This is a genomic window from Massilia sp. Soil_C_3, from assembly GCF_057657035.1.
Genome location: NZ_JBDGJG010000007.1, coordinates 364,957 through 377,783, shown reverse-complemented (window position 1 = coordinate 377,783; position 12,827 = coordinate 364,957). Strand labels below are relative to the sequence as shown.

Sequence of the window (12,827 nt, the reverse complement as noted above, 5' to 3'; positions counted from 1 at the left end):
CATGAAAGCCCGCATCTCGTTGCTCTTTCTTGGGATGGCCGTTATCGTGCCGCTGGCCGCGCAGACGCCGCCCGGCGCGGCCGACGCCCCGGTCGTGGTCAGCGGCATGGTCGCCGACGAAGCCGCCAAGGCCGCGCTGCTCGAGCGCCTGCGCGGCGTGTATGGCGCGCAGCGCGTGGTCGACCAGCTGTCGGTGGGCACCGTGTCGACGCCGGCCAACTGGAACAACTACGTGGGCAGCCTGATCGGGCCGAGCCTGCGCCTGGTGAAGGGCGGCCAGCTGAAAGTCGAGGGCAACAGCGTTAGCCTGCGCGGAGACGTGGCCAGCGAAGCCCAGCGCCAGCAGATCGCCGGCGAGATCGCGGCGCGGCTCAATCCGACCTATACGGTCAATAACGGCCTGCGGGTGACCGTGTCGCAGCAAGGCGTGCTGGATGCGGCGCTTGCCGACCGCATCATCGAATTCGAGTCGGGCAAGGCGACCCTGACCCCGGCCGGCACCGAGGTGCTGGACGGAATGACGGCGGCCCTGAAAAAGCTCAATGGCGTGAAGGTCGAGGTGATCGGCCATACCGACAACGCCGGCTCGCGCGCCGGCAACCTGTCGCTGAGCCAGGCGCGCGCCGAGGCCGTCAAGGCCTATGTGGTAAGCCAGGGGATCGCGCAAGAGTCGATCGCGGTATCGGGCGAAGGCCCCGACCGGCCGGTGGCCGACAACCGCACGCCGGAGGGCAAGGCGCGCAACCGGCGCATCGAGTTCAAGGTGATTCAGTAGTACCTGGCTCGTTTCCATAGCTCGTCGTTCCCGCGAAGGCGGGAACCCAAGCGCCTGTGCGTAGCCCTAACCGCGATTCAGACCCGCACGCAAGCTTGGGTCCCCGCCTCCGCGGGGACGACGTGCATGCGCTAACGATAAAAGCTGATCAGGGCAGCGTGATGGTCACGTGCGCCGCTTTCGGCGGCAGCTTGACCAGGTCATTGTAGTGCGCCAGCGCGAACTCGGACTCGTTGCCCAGCACCGTGCGAAAGCCCACGTAGGCGCCCAGGCCGGCCAGCGTGAACACCGACGCCAGCACCCACAGCGACAGGTCGCTGCGCAGCCGGTTGACCACCTGGTCCGGCCGTTCGGCGTGCGGCGCGAAGCCGCGGGTGCGGCCGCGCATGCGGGCGATCTCGTCGCCCAGGCGCGCCACCAGGTAGTCCAGCTTGTCCTTGCCGTCCAGCGCATAGCGGCCCTGGAAACCCAGCAGCAGGCACATATGGAAGACCTCCAGCGCCTCGACCTGCTGCGCGCCCTTGGCGCGCAAGTCTTCCAGCCGGCGGAAGAAATGCTCGCCGGCGAGCTGGTCGCCGAACACGCGCAGCTGCAGCGGACGGGTTTCCCAGGCTTCGCGCACCTCGTAGCTCGAGCGCAGGATGATTTCGTCCACGGCAGAACAATAGGCGTACTTGGCCGCCGTCACGTCTTCGGCCGCGATGCCGAGCGCCTTGGCGCTGCGGTCGACGTCGGCCAGGAAGGCGGTCATATTGTCGGCGAAGGCGCCCTTGTCCTGTGGTCCGCAGCCGTTCTTGAGCAGGAACAGGGCGTGGAAGCCCTCGTACATGATGTCCACCAGCCGCTGGCGGCGGTTGGCGAGTTTTCCATCCTCGCCTCTGGGCGCGGCGCGGCGCTCGACGAAGGCGCTCATGCCGACACCGCGATCAGTTCGAGGCGCAGTTCGCGCATGCCGCTCGGCACGTACACCGAGATCGCCTGGGCCTTGAGCATCGCCTCGTACAGCGCGCCGCGGCCTTCGAGCACGAAATAATAAGTGTCGGGCCGCACCGGGATCGCGCTCGGCACCTGGGGCGCATGCACCAGCTTCACGCCGGGCAGGGCCGACAGCACGAACTTGTCGACGTCTTCGGGCGAGCCGACCTTGAACTGCAGCGGCACCGCCTCGACCAGGCGCAGCGCCGGCATGTCGGCCGCTACCGCAAGATACAGGGTGGTCTGGGCGTTGATGCGGCCCGAGTCGAGCGCGCCGTGGTAGTAGGATGTGCGGTCCTTGTGCAGGGCGATGGTGAAGTAGCGCGACGAGATCACGGTGTCGAGCAGGTCGCGGATGATGCCGTCCAGGCGCGCGAACTGCGGGCCGGGATCGGCGTGGACGTAGGAGGGCAGGTCTTCGAGCCGGTAGCTGCGCGAATAGGTCATCAGTCCTCCGGCCAGTTCAAGCATGGCGCCGTACAGGCGCTCGGGGTGCAGCTCGCGGTGGTGCAGGTAGTGGGCCAGCGCCGCATAGCCGGCGCTGGCCGTGTGCAGCAGCCAGAACGACGACACGTCGCCGCCGCGGATCTCGACCACGTTGCGGCTCGGCTCGCGCAGGTCGCCATACAGCGCATTGACCTTGGCCAGCAGCTTTTCCATCAGGCGCGCCAGACCGATGTAGAGGCCGGCGCCGGGCATCGTCACGGCGTCGATCGACAGGCTGGGCGGAATGAAACCGGGATCGATCTCGAAGCCGCCGGTGGCCACGCGCCGCAGGCGCAGCAGCGCAAAGCTTTCGTAGGCTTCCAGCGGCTCGCTGTCGGCCACCAGGCGCAGCGCCTTGCGCAGGTAGGTGACGGGGGCGTCAGCGGCCTGGGTATACAAGTCCTGGGTCTCGCGGTCGATGCGCCCGAAGCGCACGTCGATGGTCTCCAGGGCGTCCAGGCCGTTGGCGCAGTTGTCGCCGTGCGTGCGCAGCGCCGGCAGGGCGGCGTGGTAGGTGACCGTCTGCTGTGCCGGCGGCAGGTCGCCCAGCCGCACCTGCGGCGGCAGCACGTCGTCGCCCGGTGCGCGCACCACTTCGCCGTCGGGGAATAGCAGCGACAGCTCGTCGATGCGCAGGATGTCGCTGCGCAGCGCGTCGAGGTCGACCGCCAGCTTGCGCACGCCCCAGCAATACGGGTGCAAGGCGCAGGCGGTCTGGTTCAGGCGCCCCTCGTGGTAGCGGTCCTGCTGCTGGAAATGCTGGGGCCGCAGGAACAATCCCTCGCCCCATAAGACCTTGGATGGCATCACGATCGCCTCCTCGCCGTTCAGAAAGGACTAGCTTGCAGGAAAGTCACAAACGATTATTGACAGCGCACAGAGCCTAGCGCCGCAGTACCGGAGCCGACGCTCATCGCGCAGGCGTGTAGCCCGACGCTCAGGCCGTCGCGTTCGGCGTCCAGGCTGCTGACCGCGGTGCGCCAGCGGCCGGAGGCCGGGGTGTGGAACAGGGCGACTATGCCGACGTGGCCGGCTTCGCGCGCGACTTTTTCCGTCACCTCGTAGCGCTGGCCCGGCACCAGCATGATCTCGCGCACCTCGACCAGGTCGGCGCCCAGGCTTTCGCGTTCCAGGCGCGGATCGAGGAAGGTGGCGTAGGGCGCGCCCTCGAAGGCGTCCTTCTGGCGCAGCTTGTACAGGCGCACCGCCAGCGCCAGCGGCTGGCCGCGCGCGTCCACGTTCAGGCGCGTGGCGGCGTGCAGCTTGAGCGGCACGTTGCGCGGCGGTTTTTGCGACTCGGGCAGTTCGGCCGGCTTGCGCAGGCCGGCCGCTTCCAGGGCCACGCCCGCCAGCGGCGCCAGCGCGGCGCCGCCGCAGCCGGCAAGCGCCACTGCCAGCGCGGTTGCCGCCATCAGCAGGCCGACCCGGTTGAACGTCCTCATCAACGATCTCCTCGCAATTGTCTTAAGGCACCAGGGTTGGATTGAAACCCATCCGCGCCAGGCCGGGCTGACACCGCGCAAACGCAAGCGATATCCAACGGTCCATTGCTGAACTCGCTTTTCATTGACAGTGCACAACTTCTCGGAAAGGGCGATGCGAATAATGGGGGCTTGTTCACCCACTGGAGAGACGAACATGTTCCGCAAACGCCTGTTACCCCTGCTGGTCGCGGGCGCCGCCCTGGCCGGGTGCGTCACCGACGGCACGGGCACGACCGCCAAGCGCGCCGCCGTGTCCGACAACATCTATGCCGAAGCCGATGCCGCACTCGCGGCCGGGCAGAGCGACAAGGCCGTCAGCCTGCTCAAGGCGGCCAGCGTGGCGCATCCGGTCGACAAGAAACCCTGGGTGCGCATGGCCCAGATCCGCTTCGACGCCACCCAGTACGGCGACGCCATCAGCAGCGCGCAGGAAGCGCTGGCGCGCGATCCCGACGACACGCTGGCCTACAGCATCCTGGCCGTCAGCGGCCTGCGCGTGGCCAGCAAGGCGCTGGCCGACCTGACGCGCAAGAACAACCTGCAGGGTTCGGTGCGCAGCGAAGCGCAAGACCTGGCCAAGCTGCTGCGCACCAGCCTGGGCGAGGAGGTGCTGGTCACGACCCGTCCGGCCGCGCGCCCGGCGTCGACCCGCAGGACCCCGAGCCAGCCGGCGGTGGCGGCCCCGCCGCGCCCGGCGGCCGGCAACGCCAGTCCGTTCGACGTTTTGAAGTAACCCCATCTTCCCCCACTGGAGTCGACATGGCCAAGAGCGAAAGCGTACAAAAACGCTTGCAGAAGGTGCGCGCGCCGCGCGTGCAGATGACCTATGACGTCGAGATCGGCGACGCGATCGAGAACAAGGAGCTGCCCTTCGTGGTCGGCGTGGTCGGCGACTTCGGCCTCGATCCCAAGGCCGAGAAGAAGCGCCTCAAGGACCGCAAGTTCGTCAATGTCGACGCCGGCAATTTCGACGAGGTGCTGGGCGCCGTCGCGCCCGTCGCCACCTTCAAGGTCGACAACCACCTGTCGCCTGGCGGCGGCCAGTTCGGGGTGCAGCTGCAGTTTCGGGAGATGGACGACTTCCGCCCCGAGTCGGTGGTGCGCCAGGTGGCGCCGCTGGCCGGGCTGCTCGAAGCGCGCACCAAGCTGGCCGACCTGCGCAACAAGCTGGCCGGGAACGACAAGCTCGAAGACATCCTGACCGAGGTGCTGGGCAATACCGAAAAACTCGACAGCCTGCGCAAACCAGGCAAAGGGGAGTGAGATGGCGGCGGTATTCGAATCCACCCAAGCGACAGCGGCGATCCCGGAACTGGACGCTTCGCTGCTCGACCAGATCGTCGAAGAAAGCCGCGTGGCGGCATCGAGCAGCGAGCATGAACGGGCGCGCGACCTGATCTCGGAGCTCGTGACCCAGGTGATGCAGGGGACGATGGTGATCTCGTCCAACCTGTCGGCCACCATCGACGCGCGCCTGGCGGAACTGGACCGCATGATCTCCGACCAGCTGTCGAGCATCATGCATGCGCCCGAATTCCAGAAGCTCGAGCGCAGCTGGACCGGCCTGAACTACCTGGTCAGGAACAGCACCACGAGCGCGAACCTGCAGATCCGCATGCTCAATGCCAGCAAGCGCGAGCTGGTCAAGGACTTCCAGTCGGCCATGGAGTTCGACCAGAGCACGATGTTCAAGAAGATCTACGAAGAAGAATTCGGCACCTTCGGCGGCGCGCCGTACGGCACCCTGATCGGCGACTTCGAGATCTCGCGCCAGCCCGAGGACATCTACTTCCTCGAGCAGATGTCGCACGTGGCCGCGGCCAGCCACGCACCCTTCATCACCTCGAGCAGCCCCGAGTTGTTCGGCGTCGAAGGCTTCGGCGACCTGGGTAAGCCGCGCGACCTGGCCAAGGTGTTCGACACCGTCGAATACGCCAAGTGGAAGGCGTTCAGGGAGTCGGAGGATTCGCGCTACGTCGGCCTGTGCCTGCCGCGCTTTCTGGGGCGCCTGCCTTACCACCCGGCCGACGGCATGACGACCGAGGGCTTCAACTACGTCGAGGACGTGGACGGGAGCGACCACTCCAAATACCTGTGGTGCAACGCGGCCTATGCCTTCGGCGCGCGCCTGACGCGCGCCTTCGAGGACTATGGCTGGTGTGCTGCGATCCGCGGCGTCGAGGGCGGCGGCCTGGTGGAAAACCTCCCGACCCACACCTTCAAGACCGACGAGGGAGAGGTGGCGCTGAAATGCCCGACCGAGGTCGCGATCACCGACCGCCGCGAGAAGGAGCTGTCCGACCTGGGCTTCATCTCGCTGGTGCATTGCAAGAACACCTCGTATGCGGCCTTCTTTGGCGCCCAGTCGGCCCAGAAGGCGCGCAAGTACAACAACGAGGCGGCCAATGCCAATGCCGTGCTGTCGTCGCAGCTGCAGTACATCTTCGCCGTCTCGCGCATCGCCCATTACATGAAGTCCATGATGCGCGACAAGATCGGCAGCTTCGCCGCCGCCTCCAACGTCGAGGATTACCTGAACCGCTGGCTGACCCAATATGTGCTGCTCGACGATAACGCGAGCCAGGACCAGAAGGCGCAATTCCCGCTGCGCGAAGCCAGCGTGCAGGTGTCCGAGGTGCCGGGCCGCCCCGGCGTGTACCGCGCCGTGTCCTTCCTGCGCCCGCACTTCCAGCTCGATGAACTCTCTGTTTCGCTCCGTTTGGTCGCGGAGCTGCCGCAGTCGACCAAAAGCTAGAACCCTTATTAACTTACTTGGAGTAGAGCATGGCAATTGACGTGTACCTGCAGATCGACGGGATCAAGGGCGAATCGATGGACGACAAGCACAAGGACTGGATCGAATGCACCTCGGTGGCGTGGGGCGTGAGCCAGCCGCGTTCGGCCACCGCGTCCACCGGCGGCGGCCACACTGCCGAACGCTGCGAGCACCAGGAGATCGCGCTGACCAAGCTGGCCGACCTGGCGTCGCCGATCCTGCTGCAAACCTGCTCGGCCGGCAAGACGATCCCGAAAGCCAAGCTGGAATTCATGCGCGCCGATGGCCAGGGCGAGCGCATCAAGTATTTCGAGATCGAGCTCGAGAACGTCCTGATCGGCGGCATCAAGCCCAGCGTGGCCGAGGGCAGCATCATCCAGGAATCGGTCGGCCTGAAGTTCTCGAAGATCAAGTGGAAGTACACCCAGCAGAAGGTCACCGGCGGCGCCGGCGGCAACACCTCCGGCGGCTGGGACCTGGCGGCCAACAAGATCGTCTGAGCGGCGTTCGTCGTTCTTGTGCGCGCGGCGGCTGCGCGTCGGTCGCCGCCGCATTTTCACGTGTTCTGCCGCGCATCCGACATTCCCCGGGAGGCACCATGAAAGGCTTCACACCGGGCCTGCTCGACCGCCTGATGGTCGACGACGGCGCGGCCGGCGCCGCGCTGGGCGTCGAGCAACTCAAGGACAGCGTCGCGCGCGACCTGGAAGCCCTGCTCAATACCCGCATCGCGCTGGACGTCGCCCACCTCGAAGGCTATCCCGCGGCGCGCACCTCGATCCTGCACTACGGCCTGATCGACTTCGCCGGTTTCTGCCTGACCAGCAGCGTCGACCGCGCTGCCGTCTGCGCCAGCATCGAGGATGCGATCGCCACCCACGAACCGCGCCTGCTCGATGCGCGCGCCGTGCTCGAACCCGAGGCCGGCGACGTCAACCGCCTGCACTTCGCGATCCACGCACGTCTTGCCGTCGACGGCCTGCTCGAACCGGTCAACTTCAATGCGGTGCTGCAGCCGTCGTCGCTGCACTACGAGATCAATTGCACCGCCCGGCCGCCCAGGGGCTGAAGGCGGCGCCACCACGCCACTACAATAAGGGAGCCACGATGGACATCAACCTCAAGACGCTCATCTCCAAGCTGAACGACACCACCCGCGCCGCCGCCACCCGCGCCGCCAGCATCTGCATGGGGCTGGGCCAGTACGAGGTCGACGTCGAGCACCTGTTCCTGGGCCTGATCGAGCAGCCGGGCAGCGACCTGGCCGCGATCGCGCGCCAGTGCGACATCAGCCTGACCGGCCTGGAAGCCGACCTGCGGCGCGAAGTGGGGCGCTTCGCCACCGGCAGCGGGCGCACGCCGGTGTTCTCGCGCCACCTGCCGCTGCTGTTCGAGCATGCGTGGCTGATCGCCTCACTTGGCTCGGGCCAGCCGAACCGCATCCGCAGCAGCCACCTGTTGCTGGCGCTATTGACCGAACCGTCACTGGCCCAGCTGGCGCAGCGCGCATCAAAGCTGTTCGCGCGCTTCCCGCTCGACCGCCTGAAACACGACCTGGAGCGCCTGACGCGTGGCTCGCTTGAGGCGCCCGCGCTCGAGACGGAGGAAGTGGTGGACGCCGGGCCGGACGCGGCTTCCGACCTGACCCAGGCCGCTGCCCGCGCCACGCCGGCCCTCGACCAGTACACCACCTGCCTGACGGCGCGCGCTCGCGACGGCAAGGTCGACCCGGTGATCGGGCGCGACATGGAGATCCGCCAGGCGATCGACATCCTCATGCGGCGGCGCCAGAACAACCCGATCCTTACCGGCGAGGCCGGCGTCGGCAAGACCGCCGTGGTCGAGGGACTGGCGCTGCGCATCGCCCAGGGCGACGTTCCGGACGTGTTGAAGGGCGTCGAGATCCACACGCTCGACATGGGCCTGCTTCAGGCCGGGGCCAGCGTGAAAGGCGAGTTCGAGAACCGCCTCAAGAACGTCATCGACGAAGTGAAAAAGAGTCCGCACGCCATCATCCTGTTCATCGACGAGGCCCATACGATGATCGGCGCCGGCGGCACGGCCGGCCAGAACGACGCGGCCAACCTTCTGAAGCCGGCGCTGGCGCGCGGCGAGCTGCGCACGATCGCGGCCACGACCTGGGGCGAGTACAAGAAGTATTTCGAGAAGGACGCCGCGCTGGCCCGCCGCTTCCAGGTGATCAAGGTCGAAGAGCCCGACGAAGACACGGCGGCGGCCATGCTGCGCGCCATGGCGCCGCTGATGGAGCAGCATTTCGGCGTGCGGGTCTACGACGATGCGATCACCGAGGCGGTGCGCCTGTCGCACCGCTACATCAGCGGTCGCCAACTGCCGGACAAGGCGATCAGCGTGCTGGACACCGCCTGCGCCAAGGTGGCGTTGGGTCAGAGCGCCACGCCGGCGCTGCTCGAAGACTGTGTGCGCCGCATCGAGCGGCTGGACGCCCGCATCGGCGCCTTGAGCCGCGACGCCAGCGCAGGCGCCGACCATGCCGAGGTGCTGGCAGCGCTCTGCCAGCAGCGCGGCAGCGCCGCCGCCGGGCAGGAGATGCTGCAGCGCAGGTGGGAAGAAGAGCAGGCGCTGGCCGGCCAGATCGGCAAGCTGCGTGCCGCACTGGAGGCCTCCGGCAGCCGGAGCGAAACCAGCGGTGCGAAGGATTTGCGCGCACTGACCGACGCCCTGCGCGCGCTGCAGGGCGAAGCCCCGCTGGTGCCGGTGCAGGTCGACGGCCACACGGTGGCCGAGATCGTCGCCGCCTGGACCGGCATCCCGCTGGGCCGCATGGTCAAGGACGAGATCCGCACCGTGGCCAACCTGAAAACGATGCTGGACGAGCGCATCCTGGGCCAGGGCCACGCGAGTCATGTCGTGGCGCAGCGCGTGCGCACCGCGCGCGCCAACCTGGACGATCCGAACAAGCCGAAGGGCGTGTTCCTGTTCGTCGGCACCTCGGGTGTGGGCAAGACCGAGACCGCGCTGGCGCTGGCGGACATCCTGTACGGCGGCGAGCGCAAGCTCATCACGATCAATATGAGCGAATACCAGGAAGCGCACAGTGTCTCCGGCCTGAAAGGCTCGCCGCCGGGCTATGTCGGCTATGGCGAGGGCGGGGTGCTGACAGAGGCGGTGCGGCGCAATCCCTACAGCGTGGTGCTGCTCGACGAGGCCGAGAAGGCGCATCCCGACGTGCTCGAGATGTTCTTCCAGGTGTTCGACAAGGGCGTGATGGATGACGCCGAAGGACGCCAGATCGACTTTCGCAACACGATCATCATCCTGACCTCGAACGCCGGCTCGAGCCAGCTGATGTCGGCGTGCCTGAATAAGCCGGCAAGCGAGCTGCCCACGCCCGAACAGCTGTCCGAATTGCTGCGGCCCGCGCTGATGAAAAACTTCAAGCCGGCCTTCCTGGGCCGCCTGGCGGTGGTGCCGTTCTACCCGATCGGCGACGAGGTGCTGGCCAATATCATCCGTCTCAAGCTGGCGCGCATCGGCGCGCGCGTGCTGGACAACCACAAGGCGACGTTCGAGTACGACGAGGCGCTGGTGGAGGCCGTATTGAAACGTTGTACCGAGGTCGATTCCGGCGCCCGCAACGTCGACAACGTCCTGAACGGCACCTTGCTGCCGGAGATCGCCGACAGCGTGCTGGCGCGCATGGCCCATGGCGGCGGCATCGCCCGCGTGAAGGTCGGCGCGACAAAGGCCGGCAAGTTCAAGTACCTGATCGAAGCGACACAGTCCTGAGGAGGGCGCGATGATGGACATCGATGCATTGCTGGCGCCGATCGCGCCCGACAATCCCTGCGGCGCCGACCTGGCGTTTTCGCCCGAGGTCGACGAGATCGCGCGCGCGCGCCTGGCCGACGACCCATCGCTGGAGCAGGGCGCCTGGGTCACGGCGCTCAAGGAAGCCGACTGGAAGCTGGTCGGCAAGCGTTGCACCGGCTTGCTGCAAACCCGCAGCAAGGACTTGCAACTGGCCGTGTGGCTGGCCGAGGCGAACGCGAAGACCGGCGGCATGCGCGGCCTGGCCGAGGGCCTGGGACTGGTGGCGGCGCTGTGCGAGCGCTACTGGGAAGGGCTGCACCCGCAGGCCGACGAGGATGGCTTCGAGCGCCGCATCGGGGTCCTGGCCTGGCTGGCGGGGCGCATTGCACCGCTGGTCAAGACGATGCCGCTGGCCGAGAACGGCGTGCTGACCTTGCAGGCCTGGGAAGTTGCGCGCGCCAAGGGACCGGACGCGGTGGCCGAACTGGAGACGGCGCGTGCGCGCAGCAAGGGCGCCTTCGTGCAGGCGCTGCTGGCCGATTGCGAAGCCTGCCTGGGGGCCTTGCAGGAACTGGAACGGGTGGTCGACGGCCAGCTCGGCGCCGATGGGCCGGGCTATAGCATCGGGCGTGCCGCGCTGGGCGACGTGGTCGACTTGATCACGCCGGTGGTGATGGCGGGAGCGGCGTCAACGCCGACCGAGGCGGCATCCGGCGGCACCGTCACAGCACTCGCGCTGCCGGTGCGGGTCGACGGCCAGGTGGCGCACCGCGACCAGGCGCTGGCCCAGCTGCGCCAGGTGGCCGAATTCTTCCGCCGCACCGAGCCGCACAGCCCGGTGGCCTACCTGGCCGAGAAGGCCGCGCGCTGGGGCGAGCAGCCGCTGCACGCCTGGCTGCGTTCGGTGATCAAGGATGACGCCTCGCTGGCGCGGCTGGAAGACTTGCTGGGGATCGAACATCCGGCGCCGTGACGCCGGATGCGGACGTGCACTGGGGCCGATTACTCGGGCTTTTGCGGCTTGGAGGCGCCCGGTGTGACGATCGAGCTGGCGCGCTCGAACTGGGCTTCGACGGTCTGCACCGCCTGGCGGGTGGCCTGGGTTACCTGCTCGTAGCCCTTGAAAGCATTTTCGATCGCGGCCTTGATGATCTCGACCGCGTTCTCCGAACCCGGCTTGACGTTCTGGGTGACGTCGTAGATCAGCGCCGACAGCGTGTTCTTCGCCTCCGCCACGTGGGCATCGGCGGCGCCGCGGAATTCATTATGCATCTCGTCGATGATGGACTTGAGCTGGGCCGCGTACTCGGTGGCGTTGGTGACGCCGGCGGCCGGCTGCATGCGCGCGGCCAGGGTGTCGAAGGCGGCTTTCGGGTTGCCGGCCTGGGTGGCCTCGGCCATGCTGCGGCCGGCGGCCATCGTGCTGTCGACCGAGCTTTTCGCGGCGTTCAGGTTGAGGGCGACGACCTGCTCGACGCCCTTGACGGTCTTGCCGGCCAGGGCGTTGAAGGTCTGCATCTGCAGGTCGAACAAGGTTTTTGTGGCGTTTGCGAACTGCTCCGGGCTGGTAAACATGGATGTCTCCTCAGTGGATGCTCTGTTATGTAATGAAGTCTGGCGGCGATGTTTGTCAAAACGCCGCCCCTTCCGCTTTCATTATTTAACAACAATGAGTTTTTCGCAACGCATGTCCCGATAGGGACCGTTTGATTTTTCCCAGCCTTCGCCCAGCGGGGTCTGGGAACAGACCAGTTCGCCGGTGAGCTTGCTGCGCCATTGGTAATAGGGCGCCGGTCCGGCCAGGGCCGAGGACAGGATGAGGACGAGTGCAAGCCCGAGGGCCGCGGGTCGGATAATCTGCATGGGGCCATGCTCGGACGTTCTCGACTGCAAGTCAAGCGCCGCTTGAGCTTCCCACAGTGGGAAGGTGTATGCTTGGGTCGGGAAACAACGGGAGAATGACCATGCAGTCCACAAGCCTGAACATCGGCGACGCCGCGCGCGCTTCCCGCGTGTCGGCGAAAATGATTCGCCATTATGAGTCGATCGGCCTGGTGAAAGCGCCGCGCCGGACCGAAGCCGGATATCGCCTGTACAGCGAACAGGACGTGCGGGTGCTGCAATTCATCCACCGCGGCCGCGCGCTCGGTTTTTCGCTGGACCAGATCAGGGAATTGCTGGCGCTGTGGGAAGATAAACACCGGGCCAGCGCCGACGTGCGCGCGATGGCGCTGGCGCATATCGCCGAGCTAAATCGCAAGATCGCGGAAATGGAAGCGATGCGCAGGACGCTGGAAAGCCTCGCGACATCCTGTCATGGCGACGATCGTTCGGATTGTCCGATCCTGGACGACCTGGCGACGCAATGAAAAGAGGGCGCAAAACGGGAGCAAAAACGCAAAACGCCGTAGTCCTCATGAGAAGGCTACGGCGTTTTGCGGGACGAGAAGTCCGGAAAAACAAGGTAGATTTTGGTGCCCACGGAGGGACTCGAACCCCCACACCTCGCGGCACATGGACCTGAACCATGCGCGTCTAC

General features: G+C 66.8%; 14 protein-coding genes. 9 read left to right on the top strand and 5 right to left on the bottom strand.

What is annotated here, in order from left to right; all coding sequences use genetic code 11:
* Position 1 precedes the first annotated feature (1 nt).
* The gene (locus tag AC3A6F_RS16880; RefSeq protein ID WP_487682696.1) at positions 2 to 775 is read left to right on the top strand and encodes an OmpA family protein; all 774 of its coding nucleotides are present in this window, start codon (positions 2 to 4) and stop codon (positions 773 to 775) included.
* Between the two features lie 148 nt (positions 776 to 923).
* On the opposite strand, the gene icmH is transcribed toward AC3A6F_RS16880, so the two are convergent.
* The 3 genes from icmH to tssJ are packed head-to-tail and all read right to left on the bottom strand — an operon-like array spanning position 924 to position 3,678.
* Positions 924 to 1,688 carry a type IVB secretion system protein IcmH/DotU gene (gene icmH, locus AC3A6F_RS16875; RefSeq protein WP_487682695.1) on the bottom strand — a complete coding sequence of 255 codons (765 nt, stop codon included), beginning with the start codon at positions 1,686 to 1,688 and terminating at the stop codon, positions 924 to 926.
* Positions 1,685 to 3,043 carry a type VI secretion system baseplate subunit TssK gene (tssK, locus tag AC3A6F_RS16870; RefSeq protein ID WP_487682835.1) on the bottom strand — a complete coding sequence of 453 codons (1,359 nt, stop codon included), beginning with the start codon at positions 3,041 to 3,043 and terminating at the stop codon, positions 1,685 to 1,687. The genes icmH and tssK overlap by 4 nt, the downstream gene beginning before the upstream one ends.
* A gap of 56 nt (positions 3,044 to 3,099) precedes the next feature.
* Positions 3,100 to 3,678: a type VI secretion system lipoprotein TssJ gene (tssJ, locus tag AC3A6F_RS16865; protein WP_487682694.1), complete on the bottom strand. Its 579-nt coding sequence runs from the start codon at positions 3,676 to 3,678 to the stop codon at positions 3,100 to 3,102.
* A gap of 196 nt (positions 3,679 to 3,874) precedes the next feature.
* On the opposite strand from tssJ, the gene AC3A6F_RS16860 reads away from it, so the two are divergent.
* From AC3A6F_RS16860 to tssA, 7 genes are all read left to right on the top strand, one after another.
* On the top strand, positions 3,875 to 4,453 hold the full coding sequence (locus AC3A6F_RS16860; RefSeq protein WP_487682693.1) for a tetratricopeptide repeat protein: 579 nt from the start codon (positions 3,875 to 3,877) through the stop codon (positions 4,451 to 4,453).
* A 26-nt stretch (positions 4,454 to 4,479) separates the two neighbouring features.
* On the top strand, positions 4,480 to 4,983 hold the full coding sequence (tssB, locus tag AC3A6F_RS16855; protein WP_487682692.1) for a type VI secretion system contractile sheath small subunit: 504 nt from the start codon (positions 4,480 to 4,482) through the stop codon (positions 4,981 to 4,983).
* A gap of 1 nt (position 4,984) precedes the next feature.
* Positions 4,985 to 6,475 carry a type VI secretion system contractile sheath large subunit gene (gene tssC, locus AC3A6F_RS16850; protein WP_487682690.1) on the top strand — a complete coding sequence of 497 codons (1,491 nt, stop codon included), beginning with the start codon at positions 4,985 to 4,987 and terminating at the stop codon, positions 6,473 to 6,475.
* Positions 6,476 to 6,504: 29 nt separating this feature from the next.
* A complete protein-coding gene (locus AC3A6F_RS16845) occupies positions 6,505 to 6,996 on the top strand; it encodes an Hcp family type VI secretion system effector (RefSeq protein WP_487682688.1) in 492 nt (163 codons plus the stop codon).
* A 98-nt stretch (positions 6,997 to 7,094) separates the two neighbouring features.
* Entirely contained in the window at positions 7,095 to 7,565 is a 471-nt protein-coding gene (tssE, locus tag AC3A6F_RS16840) for a type VI secretion system baseplate subunit TssE (RefSeq protein ID WP_487682687.1), read from the top strand.
* Positions 7,566 to 7,603: 38 nt separating this feature from the next.
* Positions 7,604 to 10,264: a type VI secretion system ATPase TssH gene (tssH, locus tag AC3A6F_RS16835; protein WP_487682686.1), complete on the top strand. Its 2,661-nt coding sequence runs from the start codon at positions 7,604 to 7,606 to the stop codon at positions 10,262 to 10,264.
* Positions 10,265 to 10,274: 10 nt separating this feature from the next.
* The gene (gene tssA, locus AC3A6F_RS16830) at positions 10,275 to 11,261 is read left to right on the top strand and encodes a type VI secretion system protein TssA (RefSeq protein ID WP_487682685.1); all 987 of its coding nucleotides are present in this window, start codon (positions 10,275 to 10,277) and stop codon (positions 11,259 to 11,261) included.
* 29 nt (positions 11,262 to 11,290) lie between these two features.
* Here the strand turns inward: tssA and phaP are convergent, their stop codons facing one another.
* Together phaP and AC3A6F_RS16820 are read right to left on the bottom strand one after the other, a co-directional pair.
* Positions 11,291 to 11,863, bottom strand: coding sequence for a TIGR01841 family phasin (gene phaP / locus AC3A6F_RS16825; RefSeq protein ID WP_487682684.1), 573 nt, complete (start codon positions 11,861 to 11,863; stop codon positions 11,291 to 11,293).
* Between the two features lie 81 nt (positions 11,864 to 11,944).
* The gene (locus AC3A6F_RS16820; protein WP_487682683.1) at positions 11,945 to 12,151 is read right to left on the bottom strand and encodes a hypothetical protein; all 207 of its coding nucleotides are present in this window, start codon (positions 12,149 to 12,151) and stop codon (positions 11,945 to 11,947) included.
* Between the two features lie 116 nt (positions 12,152 to 12,267).
* On the opposite strand from AC3A6F_RS16820, the gene cueR reads away from it, so the two are divergent.
* A complete protein-coding gene (cueR, locus tag AC3A6F_RS16815; protein WP_487682833.1) occupies positions 12,268 to 12,657 on the top strand; it encodes a Cu(I)-responsive transcriptional regulator in 390 nt (129 codons plus the stop codon).
* The last annotated feature ends 170 nt before the right edge of the window (positions 12,658 to 12,827 follow it).

Bases quoted from the DNA above. Each gene is read 5' to 3' on its own strand.
- AC3A6F_RS16880 (WP_487682696.1), top strand. From the start codon at position 2: ATGAAAGCCCGCATCTCGTTGCTCTTTCTTGGGATGGCCGTTATCGTG.
- icmH (WP_487682695.1), bottom strand. From the start codon at position 1,688: ATGAGCGCCTTCGTCGAGCGCCGCGCCGCGCCCAGAGGCGAGGATGGA.
- tssK (WP_487682835.1), bottom strand. From the start codon at position 3,043: ATGCCATCCAAGGTCTTATGGGGCGAGGGATTGTTCCTGCGGCCCCAG.
- tssJ (WP_487682694.1), bottom strand. From the start codon at position 3,678: ATGAGGACGTTCAACCGGGTCGGCCTGCTGATGGCGGCAACCGCGCTG.
- AC3A6F_RS16860 (WP_487682693.1), top strand. From the start codon at position 3,875: ATGTTCCGCAAACGCCTGTTACCCCTGCTGGTCGCGGGCGCCGCCCTG.
- tssB (WP_487682692.1), top strand. From the start codon at position 4,480: ATGGCCAAGAGCGAAAGCGTACAAAAACGCTTGCAGAAGGTGCGCGCG.
- tssC (WP_487682690.1), top strand. From the start codon at position 4,985: ATGGCGGCGGTATTCGAATCCACCCAAGCGACAGCGGCGATCCCGGAA.
- AC3A6F_RS16845 (WP_487682688.1), top strand. From the start codon at position 6,505: ATGGCAATTGACGTGTACCTGCAGATCGACGGGATCAAGGGCGAATCG.
- tssE (WP_487682687.1), top strand. From the start codon at position 7,095: ATGAAAGGCTTCACACCGGGCCTGCTCGACCGCCTGATGGTCGACGAC.
- tssH (WP_487682686.1), top strand. From the start codon at position 7,604: ATGGACATCAACCTCAAGACGCTCATCTCCAAGCTGAACGACACCACC.
- tssA (WP_487682685.1), top strand. From the start codon at position 10,275: ATGATGGACATCGATGCATTGCTGGCGCCGATCGCGCCCGACAATCCC.
- phaP (WP_487682684.1), bottom strand. From the start codon at position 11,863: ATGTTTACCAGCCCGGAGCAGTTCGCAAACGCCACAAAAACCTTGTTC.
- AC3A6F_RS16820 (WP_487682683.1), bottom strand. From the start codon at position 12,151: ATGCAGATTATCCGACCCGCGGCCCTCGGGCTTGCACTCGTCCTCATC.